The sequence below is a fragment of the Streptomyces sp. NPDC001852 genome (assembly GCF_042891825.1).
GTDB lineage: Bacteria > Actinomycetota > Actinomycetes > Streptomycetales > Streptomycetaceae > Streptomyces.
The window spans coordinates 170,742-187,838 of record NZ_JBIATN010000002.1 but is presented as its reverse complement, the minus strand read 5'-3'; the positions used below and the strand labels follow the sequence as shown (position 1 = coordinate 187,838).

Sequence of the window (17,097 nt, the reverse complement as noted above, 5' to 3'; positions counted from 1 at the left end):
GGACAAAGGTGACCGAGGGGGCCGGCTTCGTCGCCGGGGACCTGCCGGACGAGCTGACCGCGGCCGAGGCGGGCATGTGGCAGGCCTTCCGCAACGGCAGTGTGTACGACCTGAGCTGCGGGGACGCCGTGGTGGACGATCCGCACGGCGGACACCCCTGGGGTCCGGAGCGCGCGGTGCGGGCGCGGATCGTGGCCTGGCTGCTGCTGGACGGCCCGCCGGCGCTCGCGGGCCGGGTGTCCTCGCTGAAGCTGACCGGCGTGCGGATCACCGGCACGCTGGACCTGTCGGGCGGCACGGTACGGCCGTACGTCGAGCTGCGCGGCTGCCGCTTCGACGAGGAGGTCCTGCTGCCGGAGGCCCGGTTCACGACCCTGCGGATGGTGGACTGCGCGGTGCCCCGGCTGGAGGCGGCCCGGGTGCACACCGAGGGCGACCTGCACCTGCCGCGCTGCCGGTTCCAGAACGGGGCCCGGCTGACGGACGCGCGCATCGGCACCGATCTGATGCTCAACGAGGCGGTGGCGTACCGCGATCGCAGCGGGCGGTCGATCTCGGCGGACGGCATGACCGTCGGCCAGGACCTCCAGGCGGAGATGCTCCAGTCGCACGGCGAGCTGCGGCTGCGCGGCGCCAAGGTCGGCGTGTCGCTGAGCCTGCGCGGCGCGAACCTGGACAACCCCTACTCCCGCTACGCCCTGAACGCGCCCCAGCTGACCGTCGAGCGGACCCTGTACCTGACCCCGGCCGGCGTGGGCAGCCCGCTGCTGAGCGGCACGACACCGGCGCGCGGGACGCGGATCCAGCGCTTCGCGTGCCGGGGCGGGATACGGCTGGACGACGGACGGTTCGGGGACGCCGTCGACTTCGAACGCGCCCGGTTCACCCTCACCGACGACCAGGAGCTGTCACTGCGCCGGGTGCACGCGTCGGAGCTGCGCTTCCTCGGGGACGGGCCGCAGCGCGGCAAGGTGGTGCTGTCCGGCGCGCGGATCGTCAGCCTGGTGGACCGGGCGGCGAGCTGGCCGGGCCCCGGCAATCTGCACATGGGCGGGTTCGTGTACGAGAACCTCGTCCCGCGCGGCCCGTTCCCGCTGACCGGCCGGCTGGACTGGGTGGCGGCGGCCACCGCGGAGTACGCACCGGAGCCGTACGAGCGGCTGGCGGCGGTGCTGCGGGCCGCCGGGGAGGACGAGGACGCGCGGGAGGTGCTGCTCGCCAAGCAGCGCCGGCGCCGCGAGACGCTGCCGCCGGCCGGGAAGGTCTGGGGATTCGTGCAGGACTGGACCGTGGCCTACGGCTACCGTCCCGGCCGGGCCGCGGTGTGGATGGCGGTGCTGTGGGCGGCGGGCACGCTGGCGTTCGCCCACGCGGACCATCCGCCGGTGAATCACGACAGCCACCCGTACTGGAGCCCGGCCCTGTTCACGCTGGACCTGCTGCTGCCGGTGATCGACCTGGGCCAGGTCGGCCAGTGGCAGCTGCGCGGCGGCTGGCAGTGGCTGGCGGCCGTGATGATCCTGCTCGGCTGGATCCTTGCGACGACGGTGGCCGCGGGGGCCACCCGGCTGCTGCGGCGGAGCTGAGCCGGCGAGTGGCTGAGCCGACGCGGACAGAGGGGCCGAGCCGGTCCGGACAGGGGCGAGCCGACCCGGACAGAGGCTGGGCCGAGCCGGACGGCGTTTGTGCAGGACAAAGACGGAACAGTCACCCTTTACCGGTCCTTGACCGCGGACCGTACAACTTTCTGCGACTTCCCCACACCCTCTGGCGCGGGGCCGACCTGCGGTCTTTCAATGGTCGGCACCATGGTTGCGCTCCCACCGTTCATCCGCCCGACCCGGATGACCAAACGCTCCGCACGCCCGGCCGGCCGACCGCCGACCGGGGACGAGATCGTGCTCGACGCGCCCGACGCCCGCCTCTCCCCCGTGCTGGTCGGGGCCGGTCGGGGCGAGTACCGGGCCGCGGCCGATCTGCTCGCCACCACCCGCGCCGCGGCCGAGTGGGAGAACCACGACCGGTACGTCCGGCGCCTGGCCGCCTTCGCCCGCTCGCGCCCCGAGTGGTTCGAGGCCTGGCGCGCGCACGCCCCGGAGGACGCGGGCACGCTGCTGGTCGGGGCACAGCTGGCGGTGGACCACGCCTGGCCGTCGCCGGCCCGTACCGAGCTGCTGCGCGAGGTCAGCCCGCTGATCACCGCCGCCGCCCGCGCCGACGACCGCGACCCGGTGCCCTGGCGGGTCGCCCTGGACCATGCGCGCGGCTCGCGGGCCGGCCACCGGTACTTCGGGGAGCTGTGGGAGGCGGCCGTCCGCCGCGCCCCGCACCACTACGGCTGTCATGTGGCCGCCCTGCGCTACCTGGCCAGCTTCCGGCGCGACTCCCACGACGCCTGCTTCGACTTCGCCGAGCGGGCCGCGCAGGACGCCCCGGCCGACTCGCCCGTCCAGGCCCTGCCGGCCCGGGCCGGCTTCGGCTACCTGACCGACGGCCGCGGCCCGGAGGTGCCGCGCGCCCGTCTGCACGCCGCCGCCGACCGCGCGATCGCGTTCTCCGCGCGTTTCCCCGCGGCGGACCCGTGGCCCGCCGAGATCCGCAACAAGCTCCTGTACGTCCTGCTGCGCCTGGACCGCTGGGAGGACGCCCGCGCCGAGCTGTACCGGATCGGCCCGTACGCCACGTCCTTCCCCTGGGAACGGTTCGCCGAGGACCCGCTCGGCCACTTCCTGCAGGTGCGCGAACACCTGCTGACGGCGGCCTGCGCGCCTGCCCCGGCCGGGCTGATCCCGGTGTCCCCGGCCCCCCTCGGCGAGCACGGCGGACACGCCGCTGCCGGTGACCACTAGGCTGAGGCGTCGTGACCACCGTCCGACTCCCGCTCTTCCCGCTGAACACGGTGCTGTTCCCGGGGCTCGTGCTGCCGCTGAACGTCTTCGAGGAGCGCTATCGCGCGATGATGCGCGAGCTGCTCAAGACACCGGAGGACGAGCCGCGCCGGTTCGCCGTCGTGGCCATCCGCGACGGCCACGAGGTGGCGCCCAGCGCCCCCGGCATGCCGGACCCCACGGCCCAGCCCGACCGGGGACCGTCCGCGGGCTTCGGCCCGGACCCGCTCAAGGCCTTCCACGGGGTGGGCTGTGTGGCGGACGCCGCGACCATCCGGGAGCGGGCCGACGGCACGTTCGAGGTGCTGGCCACGGGCACAACCCGGGTACGGCTGCTCTCCGTCGACGCGTCGGGCCCGTTCCTGACGGCGGAGCTGGAGGAACTGCCGGAGGAGCCGGGCGACGAGGCGGGCGCGCTCGCCGAGGGGGTGCTGCGCTCCTTCCGCCAGTACCAGAAGCGCCTGGCGGGCGCCCGCGAGCGCTCGCTGTCGACGGGGGCGGACCTCCCGGACGACCCGTCCGTGGTGTCCTACCTGGTGGCGGCGGCGATGGTGCACGACACTCCCACCAAGCAACGGCTGCTCCAGGCCCCGGACACCGCGTCCCGCCTGCGCGACGAGCTGAAACTCCTTCGCGGCGAGACGGCCATCATCCGTAGCCTGCCCTCGCTGCCCGCGTTCGAGCTGACGCGGACGCCGACCAGTCTGAACTGAGGGGCCCAGCACTCACCGATGGCGAAGAAGCCGAAGAAACAGCAGTCCGGCGGCACCCCCGCGACGGTCGCCCTGTCGTCGGCCGGCGTGGACTTCACGGTCCACTCCTACGACCACGACCCCTCCCACCCCTCCTACGGCGAGGAGGCGGCCGAGGCGATGGGCGTCTCCCCCGACCGCGTCTTCAAGACCCTGGTGGCCGACGTCGACGGCGCCCTGACCGTCGCGGTGGTCCCGGTGTCCGGCTCCCTGGACCTGAAGGCCCTGGCGACGGCGGTGGGCGGCAAACGCGCCACGATGGCCGACCCGACACTCGCCGAGCGGACGACCGGCTATGTGCGGGGCGGCATCTCGCCCCTCGGCCAGCGCAAGAGGCTGCCGACGGTCCTGGACGACTCGGCCGAGGCCCACGAGACGATCTGCGTGTCGGCGGGGCGGCGGGGTCTGGAGGTGGAGCTGGCGCCGGGGGATCTGGCGAAACTGACGAACGCGGTGCTGGCGCCGATCGGGCGGGGCTGACGCCGGGCGCCTGAGGAACGAGCTCGGCCGGGTGGGTGCCCTCTCAGCCGGCCGAGTCGGGCGGGCGGGAGGAAACGGGGGTCCAGGGGGCGGAGCCCCCTGGTCACGGCTGCTGCGGATACGGCACCTCGGGATCACGCGGCCCGAACAACGCCGTGAGCCCGAGGTGAACCAACAGCGCTCCCAACGGCCAGGCCAGCAGCGCGCCCTTCGCCCCCAACTTCAGCGGTGCCGAGAAGGTCCCCCCCTTCCCCACCTGCTTGGCATGCGCCAGCACGTCGGAGGTGGGTCCGAGCCATATCCCCAGCCGCCACGCCAGCAGCGACCCGAGCAGCGCGCCGAGTCCGAGTGCCACCACGACCGGCACACCCCCACGCCGCCGCGCCAGAAAGACGACCACCGCGCTGACGATCCCGAAGCCCAGCCCCAGCAGGGTGAACGTGCCGTCCACCCCCACGGCCTGCTCGCCCTCGCTGTCCTTGAGGTAGACGACCCAGCTCTTGTCGACCACGTCACCGACCAGCGGCACATGCGGCGCCAGCCACCACCACAGCAGCCCCAGCAGCACCCCGCTCAACGCCACGCCCACCGTGATCACGGCGGCGTCCCGCAGTTCGGTCTTCATCCCGGGGCCGTCCTGTTCGTACACGCCCCTGGACGTCCCGGCAGGCGGCGGAGCCTGCCAGACATCGTTCGAGGACTGGTTGTGCGGCGGCGTGGGCGGAGTCAGCGGTGCGGTCACCCTGACATCGTGCCAGGTCGTGCTGTGCGCCGCGTCACCGGACGGCGGCCCTGCGGTACGCCCGGGCCGCCACCGCCAGCGAGACGACTCCGACACCCGCGCACACCCCCAGGTCGGCCAGGACGACGGCCCAGTCCGGATGGGCCGCGAAGGTCCTGGCGTACGCCTCCACACCGTACGTCGACGGCAGCAGATCCCGCGCCAGCCGTACGATCTCCGGCATCCGGTCGGCCGGCAGCACTCCCAGCAGCAGCGCCGCCGACATGCCCAGCTGCCCGAGCAGCGTGGCCAGCTCGGGCCGCGGCGCGAGCAACCCGCAGGCGGCGCCGAGCCCGGACAGCGCGGCCCCGGCGAGCGGGATCACGGCCACGAGGATCCACAGATTGCCCAGCGGCAGTCCGAACAGGACGCACCCGAAGACGGCGGTCACCAGCGTCCCCGGCACGGTGAAGGAGGCGTACGCCGCCGCCGCGCCCAGCACCACGGCCGCGGGCGGCACCGGCAGGGTGGCGTAGTGATCGAGCCCCCCACTCGCCCGCAGCTGCCCGAAGTACTGCGACAGCAGATTCAGCGCCACATACGCGACGACCAGCACCGACGACCCCGCCACCACGGACCGGGCCTCACCGCCGCTGTCGACGACCCCCCGCATCATCACGGCGATGCCGACGGACTGGAAGGTGGCCACGAACAGCAGCGGGATCCGCGCCACCCGGGCGCGGGACAGCTGCGCCCGGTAGACGGCCGCGAGCGACGGCCACAGCCGCGCGGCCGGACCGAGCTCGGCCGGGCCCGGCGCCGTCTCCGGCACCACCCGGCCGCCGCTCCCCAGAACCTCGGCGGGTACGACACTCACGACGAGCTGCTCCTCTTCCCTGCGGCAGTCGCGTCAACCGACGTACAGATCCATACGCACCGTACGGCCGCCCCGCTCACGCCTTCACCAGCCCCTGCCGGGCCGCACCGCCGAGCGCCAGGTAGACGTCCTCCAGGCTGGGCGTGGCGAGCGTGAAGTCGTCCAGGGCGGCGAAGGCTGCCCCGCCGGTCACGGTGGCGACGGCGGCGCGGGCCTCCTCGGGCGCGAGCCGCAGCGTCCAGCGCCTGCCGGACTCCACCGCGCGCTCGCGCAGCACGGCGACCTCGGGCACCTGAAGCGGCGCCCGGTCCCGCCACACCAGCTCCACCCGCACCTCTCCGGCGACCCGTTCCTTCAGCCCGGCCGGGGTGTCACAGGCGATCACCCGGCCCTGGTCGATGACGGCCACCCGGTCCAGCACGGTCTCGGCCTCGATGACGTTGTGGGTGACCAGCAGCACGGTCGTACCGCGCTCGGCGCGCCGCCGGTCCACGGCCGCCCAGACCGCGCGCCGGGCCACCGGGTCCATGCCGGTGGTCGGCTCGTCCAGCACGAGCAGCGGCCGCTCGCCGACGAGGGCGGCGGCGAAGCAGGCGAGCCTGCGCTGTCCGCCGGACAGCTTCTTCAGCGCCCGCCCGGCGATCGGCGTGAGGCCCAGCTCCTCCAGTACGGCGTCCCGCTCGGCCCGGGCCCGCGTCAGGTCCAGGCCGCGCAGGCGTCCGGTGGTCTCGGCGGCGAGGGAGACGGTCAGCTCGTCCAGCGCGGAGGACTCCTGCCCCAGGTAGGCGAGGAGGCGCGCGGCGCGCTCGGGGTGCCGGACGATGTCGTGGCCGAGGATCTCGATGCTGCCGGTGTCCGGCCGCAGCAGCCCGGTGAGCTGCCGTACGAGCGTGGACTTGCCGGCGCCGTTCGGCCCGAGCAGCCCGAAGACCTCGCCGCGCCGTACGTCCAGCTCCACCCCGTCGGTGGCGCGCACCTCGGGGGTGCCGGGCGCACCGCGCCGCCCCTTCACGGCCGGATAGGTCTTGCCGAGCCCGCGCACGCGTACGACCTCGTCCTGCCGAGGTGCCTGTGCCGCGCGCGTACTCACAAGGGACGAGAGTACGGGGTCGTGGCCCTTTACTCGCCTTTGGGGGCAGTTCTGTCCTCGGCCGGTAAGGAACGCCCGCCGTCACTCCCCCGTGGCGCTCTCCGCCGCCGCCGGCACGTCGATCTCCCGCCAGAACCCCGCCCGAATGGCGTAGCGGTCGTGCTCGTCGATCTGGTCGTCCTTGTGGGCGAGCAGCCCGAACCGCGCGGCGTACCGCAGCAGCTCTCCGTCGATGCGGTGCGGGATGCGCGGATACAGCTGCGAGAGCCGCTGCAGATGGCCCTGGTCGCCGAGCCGCGACATCCAGCGGCGGGCGAAGACCTGTCCCACCTCGTACGGGTCGCCGCCGACGGTGGTGATGTCCTCCTCGCGGTCGGCCCACCGCTGCTCCGCCGTGGTGAGCTGGGCGAGCGTCGGCATGGCGGCGACCTCGGGCGGCTCGGCGACCGCACCGGGACGGTCCACCCAGCCCTTGTCGGAGGACCAGCGCAGGGTCGCGGTCGCCGGGTGCTGGACGGGCTGGGCGCCGGGGGCGCGCAGCGCGGCGAGGTCCTTGGGGGTGGGGACGCCCTTGTGGCCGGTGGCCCGCTCCTGGGTGCCGTTCTCCGTCACCACCGCCGACTGGGGCGCGCCCTCGTCGGCCGACCGCTCGGCCGCCGCGAGCGCGGACTCGGGCAGCGGGGCGGAGAGGATCGCGGCGATCTCGGGCCGGGGCACGGGCGGCGGGGCGCAGACGCCGGTCAGCTCCTTGGCGCGGACGGCCTGGGTGATCCACGCCCGGTCCAGCACGCGCCGCTCGTCGGCCTCGGCGACCAGGTCCTCGGACTGGTTGTAGTCGCCGTCGGCGGCCTGTACGGCCCACAGGTGGACGGCGACGCCGTGCTCCTTGGCGGCCATCATGCCGGGCAGCAGATCGCCGTCGCCGGTGACGAGGACGACGTCGGAGCAGGCGCGGTTGCGGGCCAGCTCGGTCAGCTCGGCGTGCATGGCGGCGTCCACGCCCTTCTGCGCCCAGCGTCCGTCGCTGCGGGTGAGGGCGCCGAGCCGGACGGTGACCCGGGGCATCACGCGCAGCCGGCGATGCTCCGGTTGGGGGACACGGTCGGGAGCGCCGTCGAACCAGTAGATGCGCAGCAGCGGGCGCTCGGTCTCCGACTCCGCGCGGACCCGCAGCGCCTGGATCAGCGCGGTGTGGTCGACGGTGATCCGGGACCGCGAGGGCTCACCGGCGAGGAGGCTGGCGGCGGCGCCCAGCAGGTACCCGGCGTCCACCAGGACGATGCAGCGGTCCACGCGACTCACCCTCTTCCCGGGAGGTTTTGCTTCGGACTTCCTTCGAGTCTGCCCGACGGCGCGGGGGTTAACGGCCCGAACTCGATCTTCGGCGTGGCGTTTCCGGATCCCGCGCACCCACCTCCCCTGTCACACACGGTAATTATCCGACATGCGATTGATGTCAGCGTATGTGAATCTGGTCCCGGCCCTGGCCCCTAGATCCCCCACAGGAGGCAGATCACCATGGCCAAGAACAAGAACCGCAAGCAGGCAGGCCCGCAGAACCGCGCGTCGCAGGCCGAGCAGAGCCACGAGCACGCGCAGCGGCAGACGGAGGCCCACGAGTCGCCGGTGTCGCACATCCAGGGCAGCCCCGCGGATGTTGCCGGCAAGAAGCGGAAGAGCTTCGGCCACAACTAAAGGGCAGTTGAAGCCCAGGCACGCAGGAGGGGCGCACCCTTGACGGGTGCGCCCCTTCGTGCGTGCTGTGGCGTGGTGCGGCGTCAGCCGGCCAGACAGGACGGGCCCAGCAGCACCTTCAGGTCGCCGAAGAGCGCGGGGTCGGGCTTGACCCGGTGCCGGTCGAGGCGGAGCACGGTGGTCTTGCGCGGGCCCTGGAGCCTGATGCGGACCTCGCTGTCGCCCTTGTGGTGGCTGAGGATCTCGCCGAGGCGGCTGACCATGGGCGGGGTGACCCTGGTGGCCGGGATGGTGAGGATCACCGGGGCGTTGGTGCCGGCGTTGGACAGGTCCGGGACCATCAGTTCCATGGCGACGAGCCGGGGCACGTCCTCGCGCTTGTCGAGGCGTCCCTTGACGAACACCACGGCGTCCTCGACGAGTTGGGTCGAGATGAGCTGGTAGGTCGCCGGGAAGAACATGCACTCGATGGAGCCGGCGAGGTCCTCGACGGTGGCGATGGCCCAGGCGTTGCCCTGCTTGGTCATCTTGCGCTGCAGGCCGGAGATGATGCCGCCGATGGTGACAACCGCGCCGTCGGCGTGCTCGCCGCCGGTGAGCTGGGCGATGCCCGCGTCGGCCTTGTCGGCGAGGACGTGTTCCAGGCCGAAGAGCGGGTGGTCGGAGACGTACAGACCGAGCATCTCCCGCTCCTGGGCGAGCAGATAGGTCTTGTCCCACTCGTCGGGGGAGAACTCCACGTCGAGTCCGAAGCCGGGTTCGCTGCTGGTGTCCTCGCCCATGCCGCCGAAGAGGTCGAACTGCCCCTCGGCCTCCTTGCGCTTGACCGCGACCACGTTGTCGATCATCGGCTCGTACTGGGCCGTGAGTCCCTTGCGGGTGTGGCCCATCGAGTCGAAGGCGCCGGCCTTGATGAGCGATTCGGTGGTGCGCTTGTTGCAGACCACGGCCTCGACCTTGTCGAGGTAGTCGGGGAAGGAGGTGTACTTCCCCTTCGCCTTGCGGCACTTGATGATCGACTCGACCACGTTGGTGCCCACGTTGCGGACGGCGGAGAGGCCGAAGAGGATCACGTCGTCGCCCTGGGCGGCGAAGTTGGCCTCGGACTCGTTGACGTTGGGCGGGAGGACGCGGATGCCCATGCGGCGGCACTCGTTGAGGTAGACGGCCGACTTGTCCTTGTCGTCCTTGACGGAGGTCAGGAGCGCGGCCATGTACTCGGCGGGGTGGTTCGCCTTGAGGTAGGCGGTCCAGTAGGAGACCAGGCCGTACGCGGCGGAGTGCGCCTTGTTGAAGGCGTAGCCGGCGAAGGGGACCAGCACGTCCCACAGCGCCTGGATCGCCTCGTCGCTGTAGCCGTTCTTGCGGGCGCCGGCCTGGAAGATGGTGAAGTTCTTCGCCAGTTCCTCGGGCTTCTTCTTGCCCATGACGCGGCGGAGGATGTCGGCCTCGCCCAGCGAGTAGCCGGCGATGATCTGGGCGGCCTTCTGCACCTGCTCCTGGTAGACGATCAGGCCGTAGGTGACGTCCAGGACCTCCTTGAGCGGCGCCTCCAGCTCGGGGTGGATCGGCGTGATCTCCTGCTGCCCGTTCTTGCGCAGCGCGTAGTTGGTGTGGGAGTTCATGCCCATCGGGCCCGGCCGGTACAGGGCCGACACGGCGGAGATGTCCTCGAAGTTGTCGGGCTTCATCAGCCGCAGCAGCGAGCGCATGGGGCCGCCGTCGAACTGGAAGACGCCGAGGGTGTCGCCGCGCTGGAGGAGCTCGAAGGTCGTGGGGTCGTCGAGCGGCAGGGACAGCAGGTCGATGTCGAGGCCCTTGTTGGCCTTCACCATCTTGACCGCGTCGTCCATGATCGTGAGGTTGCGCAGGCCCAGGAAGTCCATCTTCAGCAGGCCGAGCGACTCACAGCTCGGGTAGTCCCACTGGGTGATGGTCACGCCGTCGGTGTGCCTGACCCAGACCGGGACGTGCTCGGTGATGGTCTCGCTGGACATGATCACGCCGGCGGCGTGCACACCCATCTGCCGGACCAGGCCCTCCACACCGCGCGCGGTGTCGATGACCTTCTTCACGTCCGGCTCGTTCTCGTACATCCCGCGGACCTCGCCGGCCTCGCTGTAGCGCGGGTGGCTGGGGTCGGTGATGCCGGACAGCGGGATGCCCTTGCCGAGGACGTCGGCGGGCATGGCCTTGGTGATGCGGTCGCCCATCGCGTACGGGTAGCCCAGCACGCGCGCGGAGTCCTTGATGGCGTTCTTGGCCTTGATGGTGCCGTAGGTGCCGATCATGGCGACCTTGTCGGCGCCGTACTTCTCGGTCACGTACCGGATCACCTCGACGCGCCGGCGCTCGTCGAAGTCGATGTCGACATCGGGCATCGAGATGCGCTCGGGGTTGAGGAAGCGCTCGAAGATCAGGCCGTGCGGGATCGGGTCGAGGTCGGTGATGCCCATGGCGTAGGCGACGATCGAGCCGGCCGCGGAGCCTCGGCCGGGGCCGACGGCGATGCCGTTGTTCTTGGCCCACATGATGAAGTCGGCGACCACGAGGAAGTAGCCGGGGAAGCCCATCGAGATGATGACGTCCATCTCGTAGTCGGCCTGCTTCTGGCGGTCCTCGGGGACGCCGCCCGGGTAGCGGCGCTCCATGCCGCGGCGGACCTCCTCCTTGAACCAGGTGACCTCGGTGTAGCCCTCGGGGATGTCGAACTTGGGCATGAGGTCGCGCTTCTCGAACATGCCGTCCGTGTCGACCATCTCGGCGACGAGGAGCGTGTTGGCGCAGCCCTCCTGCCAGGCGTCCGAGGAGTCGATGGCGTACATCTCGTCCGTGGACTTCAGGTAGTAGCCGGTGCCGTCGAACTTGAAGCGGTCGGGGTCGGAGAGGTTCTTGCCGGTCTGGATGCACAGCAGCGCGTCGTGGGCGCCGGCCTCGTGCGCGTAGGTGTAGTGCGAGTCGTTGGTGACGAGCGGGGGGATGCCGAGCTTCTTGCCGATCTCCAGCAGGCCGTCACGGACCCGGCGCTCGATCTCGATGCCGTGGTCCATCAGCTCCAGGAAGTACCGGTCCTTGCCGAAGATGTCCTGGTAGTCGGCGGCGGCCTTCAGGGCCTCGTCGAAGTGGCCGAGGCGCAGCCGGGTCTGCACCTCGCCCGAGGGGCATCCGGTGGAGGCGACGATGCCCTCGGACCACTGGGAGATGGTCTCCTTGTCCATCCGGGGCCACTTCTGCAGCCAGCCCTCGGCGTAGGCGTCCGAGGACAGGCGGAAGAGGTTGTGCAGGCCGGTCTTGTTCACGGCCCACATCGTCTTGTGGGTGTAACCGCCGGAACCGGAGATGTCGTCCCGCTTCTGGTGCGGCTGGCCCCAGAGGATCTTGCGCTTGTTGCGCCGGGACTCGGGGGCGACGTACGCCTCGATCCCGATGATCGGGGTGACTCCGGCCTTCTTCGCGGAATGGAAGAAGTCGTACGCCCCGTGGAGGTTGCCGTGGTCGGACATGGCGATGTGCGTCATGCCCATCTCGTTGCAGGCGTTGAACATGTCCTTGAGCCGCGCGGCACCGTCCAGCAGCGAGTACTGGGTGTGGACGTGCAGGTGCGTGAAGGGCGGCTTTGACACGGTATGGCCTCCAACGGAAACAGTAGGCGGCGAGCGGGCGGACAGTTCTGGGGTCAGCGCCCGAGTCTATGCCCCGGGACTGACACTCGCGGGCGTCATCCGCGTACCTTCATGCGGGAACCGGGCACTCCCGCGTGGCGTCGCCCGTTGGAGACGGCAGAAACGCCGTCGTACAAGGTCATGCACGTAAATGCACCAGGAGGCACCCAGCGATGTCGGTCCACCGGCTCAACGACGAGCAGCGCGGCGAGGAGATCCTCGCCGTCTTCGACACCGCCTTCGGCCGGCTCCTGGCCGCCGACCCGGCCGCGTTCCGGGTGAAGTTCCGGAAGATGGCGGCGTCGGCCTTCGCGTTCTACCGGGGCACGGCGTGCCTCTTCTACCACGACCTCGACGCGGACAAGCGCGGCGGTCCGTTCCTGGACGACCGCACCTCGCGCGTGTGGATCCACGGCGACCTGCACGCGGAGAACTTCGGCACGTACATGGACTCCAACGGCCGCCTGGTCTTCAACGTCAACGACTTCGACGAGGCCTACGTCGGCCCGTTCACCTGGGACCTGAAGCGCTTCTCGGCGTCGATCGCGCTCATCGGGTACGCGAAGGCGCTCAGTGACGAGCAGATCACCGAGCTGGTGCGGATCTACGCGGGGTCGTACCGCGAGCGCATCCACGCCCTGGCCACGGGCGCAAAAAGCGACGAGGTGCCGCCGTTCACCCTGGACACCGCCGAGGGCCCGCTGCTGGGCGCCCTGCGTGCCGCCCGGTCGCTGACCCGCTTCGAGCTGCTGGACTCGATGACGGAGATCCGGGACTTCGAGCGCCGCTTCGCGCCGGGCGGCGGCTCCATCGAGCTGGACGCGGCCACCCGCTACAAGGTCCTCGCGGCCTTCGACGGCTACCTGGAGACCCTGCCGGACTCCTCGCTGGCCCGCCCGGACTCCTACCGCGTGAAGGACGTCGTCGGCCGCCGCGGCATCGGCATCGGTTCGGCCGGCCTGCCCTCGTACAACATCCTCCTGGAGGGCCACAGCGACGCCCTGGAGAACGACGTCGTGATCTACATCAAGCAGGCCCAGACCCCGGCCGTGTCCCGGCACATCACGGATCCGGCCATCGCGGAGTACTTCCAGCACGAGGGCCACCGCACGGTGATCTCCCAGCGCGCCCTGCAGGCGCACGCCGACCCGTGGCTGGGCTGGACCGAGCTGGACGGGGCCGGTCAGCTGGTGGCCGAGGTCTCGCCGTACGCCGTCGACCTGGACTGGGGCGACATCGACGACCCGGAGGAGATCGCCCAGGTCGTCGCCGACCTGGGCCGGGCCACGGCGACGATGCACGCGGCGGCGGACGACACCTCCGGCGAGTCCCTGGTGCCGTTCTCCACCGAGCGGGCCATCGACGCGGCCCTCGCCGCCGACGAGGAGGGCTTCGCACCCCTCCTGGTGGACTTCGCGCACGACTACGGCGCACGCGCGCGTGCCGACCACCAGATCTTCGTCGACCTGTTCCGCAACGGCCGGATTCCGGGGCTGTAACCTTCGCGCACTCACAGGCACCCTTTAGGGGTCTCTTAACCGGCCACGTGTCAGACTCTTCTCTCGCTATGGACATATCCGGGACCCAGCTCAGAGCCGTGCGCGCGGCGCTGTTCACGGCCGTCGTCGTGACGCTCAGCACCGCGTCGCACGTACTGCTGTCCCGGGCCCCGCTCCCGGTGGGGACCGTGCTCGCGGTCGCCGCCGGAGTGTTCGCCACCGCGTATGCGCTGGCGGGCCGCGAGCGCGGCTTCGGCCGGATCGCGGCCCTGCTGATCCCGCTGGAACTGTCCGCCGACACGGTGTTCACCACCGGCCAGAGCACGTGTTACGGCAGGGCGGGCGGCCCGGTCGCCGGCCCGCTGCACGCGTTCGGCTTCGACGTGCTGTGCCGGGGCGGTGCCGTCGGCTCCCCGCTGGCCCGGATGACCGGGGCCCACGGCCGTACCGGGGAGCTGTTCGCACACGCCAGTCCGGCGGCCGCCTGGCTGCTGCTCGCCGCGCACGTCGGCGTGGGCCTGGTCGCCGCCGCCTGGCTGCGCCGGGGCGAGCGGGCGCTGGTGCAGTTGCTGCGCGCGGTGGCCGCCACCACCTTCCGGCCGCTGCTGCTCGCGGTCGCCGCGGTCGCCGTCCGGCTGACCCCGGCCCGCCGGCTGCCGCGCCCGGCCCCGCGCCGGGCCGCCGCCCGCGACCGGCTTCTCGTGCACTCCCTGGGACGGCGTGGACCGCCGTGCTCCCCCGCTCTCGCCGCCGGCTGACCCCGGCGAGGCCCGAGCCTGAGCACACCCAGTCCCCCACACGTATCCCGCGTACGGCATGTGCGCGTCCCACACGGAGATCACCAATATGAGTCAGCGGAACAGCCAGTCGGCGAAGACGGCGGCCCGGGAGCGGCTGCGCGAGGAGCGCGAGCGGCAGGCCAAGCGCGACAAGACCAGGCGGCAGGTCATCGTGGCCGCCTCGGTCGTGGCCGTGCTGGCCGCGGCCGGCGGCATCGGCTATGCCGTCGTCCAGGCGAACAAGCCCACAGGATGGGACGCCGCGAAGACCAAGCCGCTCGTGAAGCCGGCCAACACCACCGGCGCCGACGGCACGACCGTCGTCATCGGCAAGAGCACCGCCCAGAAGACCCTCACCATCTACGAGGACCCGCGCTGCCCCGTCTGCGCGCAGTTCGAGCAGACCGTCGGATCGACGGTGAAGAAGGACATAGACGACGGCAAGTTCAAGCTCCACTACGTCGGCGCGACCTTCCTCGACAAGAACCTGCCCGGTGTGGGCTCCAAGAACGGCCTCAGCGCCCTGGGCGCCGCGCTCAACGTCAGCCCCGAGGCGTTCCTGGAGTACAAGGCCGCGATGTACTCGGCGAAGTGGCACCCCGACGAGAACGACGACAAGTTCAAGGACGACGCCTATCTGATCAAGATCGCCGACACGGTGCCCGCCCTGAAGGGCAACGCGCAGTTCCAGAAGGACGTGAAGGACGGCACCTACGACCGCTGGGCGCTGGAGGAGTCCAAGATCTTCGACAAGGACGGCATCCAGGGCACCCCGACGCTGAAGATGGACGGCAAGACGCTGACGGGCTCCGACGGCAAGAACCCGCCGATGACGGTGGCCGAGTTCAACACGGCCCTCGGCGCGGCGCTCAAGGGCTGACGCCCCGGCGGAATCCGATCTTCCCGTGAAGAGCGGGCGAACATTGGGAGTTCGCCCGCTCTCGCATACGTACCGGCCAGTAACCTGACCGGTCGTGACCAGTCGAATCAGATCACTTTCGGCCACCGAAGGCCGCAATTCCTTCTCACCCCGCCGCCGTACGGTCGTCAAGGCCGCGGCGGCGACCGCTGTGCTGGCCGGCCCGCTCGCCGCCTCCCTGCCCGCGCGTGCCGCCGGCCAGGCCCCCGCCTTCCTGCACGGTGTCGCCTCCGGTGACCCGCTGCCCGACGGCATCCTGCTGTGGACCCGGGTGACCCCGGCCCCCGAGGCCACCCCCGGCTCCGGGCTCGGCCCGGACACCGAGGTGAGCTGGGTCGTCGCCAGGGACAAGGCGTTCACGAACGTCGTCGCCAAGGGCACCGTCACCGCCACCGCGGCCTCCGACCACACCGTGAAGGCCGACGTCCGCGGCCTCGCGCCGGCGACCGACTACTGGTTCCGGTTCTCCGCCGGCGGCACCGACTCCCCGGTCGCGCGCACCCGCACCGCGCCCGCGGCGGACGCGAACGTGGCCTCCCTGCGCTTCGGCGTGGTCACCTGCGCCAACTGGGAGGCCGGCTACTTCGCCGCCTACCGCCACCTCGCCGCGCGGAGCGACCTGGACGCCTGGCTGCATCTCGGCGACTACATCTACGAGTACAAGACCGGCGAGTACGCGGCCCGGGGCACGGTCGTACGGCAGCACGCCCCCGCCAACGAGATCATCACGCTCGCCGACTACCGGATCCGGCACGGCAAGTACAAGACCGACCCCGACCTTCAGGCCTTGCACCTGAAGGCGCCGGTCGTCGCGATCTGGGACGACCACGAGTTCGCCGACAACGCCTGGTCGGGCGGCGCGGTCAACCACACCGAGGGCGCCGAGGGCACCTGGACCGCCCGCAAGGCGGCCGCCAAGCAGGCCTACTTCGAGTGGATGCCGGTCCGTCCCGCGATCGAGGGCACCACCTACCGGCGGCTGCGTTTCGGCAGGCTCGCCGATCTGTCGCTGCTGGACCTGCGCTCCTTCCGCTCCCAGCAGGCGTCCGCCGGCAGCGGCTCGGTGGACGACCCCGGCCGGACGATCACCGGCCGGGCCCAGCTCGACTGGCTGAAGGCGGGGTTGAAGTCCTCCGACACCAAGTGGCGGCTGGTCGGCAACTCGGTGATGATCGCCCCGTTCGTCGTCGGCTCCCTCACCGCCGACCTCCTCAAGCCGCTCGCCAAGATGCTCGACCTGCCGCAGGACGGCATCGGCGTCAACACCGACCAGTGGGACGGCTACACCCACGACCGCCGCGAACTCCTCGACCACCTGCGCTCGAACGGCATCGGCAACACCGTCTTCCTGACCGGTGACATCCACATGTCCTGGGCCAACGACGTGCCGGTGGACGCGGGTACCTACCCGCTGTCGCCGTCGGCGGCCACCGAGTTCGTCATCACCTCGATGACCTCCGACAACCTCGACGACATCGTCAAGGTTCCCGAGGGCACGGTCTCCGCCGTCGCCGCGCCGCTCATCGAGGCGGCCAACCGGCACGTCCACTGGGTGGACACCGACCGGCACGGCTACGGCGTGCTCGACATCACCGCCGACCGCGCGCAGATGGACTACTACGTCCTGTCCGACCGCACCGACGCGAACGCCACGTCGAAGTGGGTGCGCTCGTACCGCACCCGAAGCGGCACGCAGAAGGTCGAGCGGACCTACGACCCGGTGTGACCGACGGGG

Annotated in this window: 14 protein-coding genes; 9 read left to right on the top strand and 5 right to left on the bottom strand. The window is 71.5% G+C overall.

Features of this window, described 5'->3' with window-relative positions:
* The first annotated feature begins 8 nt into the window (after nt 1-8).
* The 4 genes from ACFYZB_RS03520 to ybaK all read left to right on the top strand — a co-directional run bounded on the left by ACFYZB_RS03520 (nt 9) and on the right by ybaK (nt 4,120).
* On the top strand, nt 9-1,586 hold the full coding sequence (locus ACFYZB_RS03520; protein WP_388753813.1) for an oxidoreductase: 1,578 nt from the start codon (nt 9-11) through the stop codon (nt 1,584-1,586).
* Nucleotides 1,587-1,796: 210 nt separating this feature from the next.
* Nucleotides 1,797-2,849: a hypothetical protein gene (locus ACFYZB_RS03515; RefSeq protein WP_388753810.1), complete on the top strand. Its 1,053-nt coding sequence runs from the start codon at nt 1,797-1,799 to the stop codon at nt 2,847-2,849.
* An 11-nt stretch (nt 2,850-2,860) separates the two neighbouring features.
* Complete coding sequence (locus ACFYZB_RS03510; protein ID WP_388753807.1) at nt 2,861-3,601, top strand: LON peptidase substrate-binding domain-containing protein; 741 nt, start codon at nt 2,861-2,863, stop codon at nt 3,599-3,601.
* Nucleotides 3,602-3,619: 18 nt separating this feature from the next.
* Nucleotides 3,620-4,120, top strand: a complete 501-nt coding sequence (ybaK, locus tag ACFYZB_RS03505; RefSeq protein WP_388753804.1) for a Cys-tRNA(Pro) deacylase — start codon at nt 3,620-3,622, stop codon at nt 4,118-4,120.
* A 103-nt stretch (nt 4,121-4,223) separates the two neighbouring features.
* Here the strand turns inward: ybaK and ACFYZB_RS03500 are convergent, their stop codons facing one another.
* The 4 genes from ACFYZB_RS03500 to ACFYZB_RS03485 form a co-directional block, all read right to left on the bottom strand.
* The gene (locus ACFYZB_RS03500; RefSeq protein ID WP_388753801.1) at nt 4,224-4,862 is read right to left on the bottom strand and encodes an AAA family ATPase; all 639 of its coding nucleotides are present in this window, start codon (nt 4,860-4,862) and stop codon (nt 4,224-4,226) included.
* 34 nt (nt 4,863-4,896) lie between these two features.
* Complete coding sequence (locus tag ACFYZB_RS03495; protein WP_351209274.1) at nt 4,897-5,718, bottom strand: ABC transporter permease; 822 nt, start codon at nt 5,716-5,718, stop codon at nt 4,897-4,899.
* Between the two features lie 76 nt (nt 5,719-5,794).
* Nucleotides 5,795-6,808 (bottom strand): ABC transporter ATP-binding protein, encoded by a 1,014-nt coding sequence (locus ACFYZB_RS03490; RefSeq protein WP_388753798.1) that lies wholly within the window; start codon nt 6,806-6,808, stop codon nt 5,795-5,797.
* 81 nt (nt 6,809-6,889) lie between these two features.
* Nucleotides 6,890-8,101 carry an NYN domain-containing protein gene (locus ACFYZB_RS03485; RefSeq protein ID WP_388753795.1) on the bottom strand — a complete coding sequence of 404 codons (1,212 nt, stop codon included), beginning with the start codon at nt 8,099-8,101 and terminating at the stop codon, nt 6,890-6,892.
* 225 nt (nt 8,102-8,326) lie between these two features.
* Between ACFYZB_RS03485 and ACFYZB_RS03480 the strand changes: the two genes are divergently transcribed.
* Nucleotides 8,327-8,503, top strand: a complete 177-nt coding sequence (locus tag ACFYZB_RS03480; protein ID WP_351209271.1) for a hypothetical protein — start codon at nt 8,327-8,329, stop codon at nt 8,501-8,503.
* Between the two features lie 83 nt (nt 8,504-8,586).
* On the opposite strand, the gene dnaE is transcribed toward ACFYZB_RS03480, so the two are convergent.
* Nucleotides 8,587-12,126: a DNA polymerase III subunit alpha gene (gene dnaE, locus ACFYZB_RS03475; protein ID WP_388753792.1), complete on the bottom strand. Its 3,540-nt coding sequence runs from the start codon at nt 12,124-12,126 to the stop codon at nt 8,587-8,589.
* Between the two features lie 212 nt (nt 12,127-12,338).
* Between dnaE and ACFYZB_RS03470 the strand changes: the two genes are divergently transcribed.
* The 4 genes from ACFYZB_RS03470 (at nt 12,339) to ACFYZB_RS03455 (ending at nt 17,088) form a co-directional block, all read left to right on the top strand.
* Nucleotides 12,339-13,664: a DUF2252 domain-containing protein gene (locus ACFYZB_RS03470; RefSeq protein ID WP_351209269.1), complete on the top strand. Its 1,326-nt coding sequence runs from the start codon at nt 12,339-12,341 to the stop codon at nt 13,662-13,664.
* Between the two features lie 68 nt (nt 13,665-13,732).
* Nucleotides 13,733-14,422, top strand: a complete 690-nt coding sequence (locus ACFYZB_RS03465) for a hypothetical protein (protein WP_351209268.1) — start codon at nt 13,733-13,735, stop codon at nt 14,420-14,422.
* Between the two features lie 88 nt (nt 14,423-14,510).
* Entirely contained in the window at nt 14,511-15,323 is an 813-nt protein-coding gene (locus ACFYZB_RS03460) for a DsbA family protein (RefSeq protein ID WP_351209267.1), read from the top strand.
* Nucleotides 15,324-15,417: 94 nt separating this feature from the next.
* Nucleotides 15,418-17,088 (top strand): alkaline phosphatase D family protein, encoded by a 1,671-nt coding sequence (locus tag ACFYZB_RS03455; protein ID WP_388753788.1) that lies wholly within the window; start codon nt 15,418-15,420, stop codon nt 17,086-17,088.
* Nucleotides 17,089-17,097: the final 9 nt, after the last annotated feature.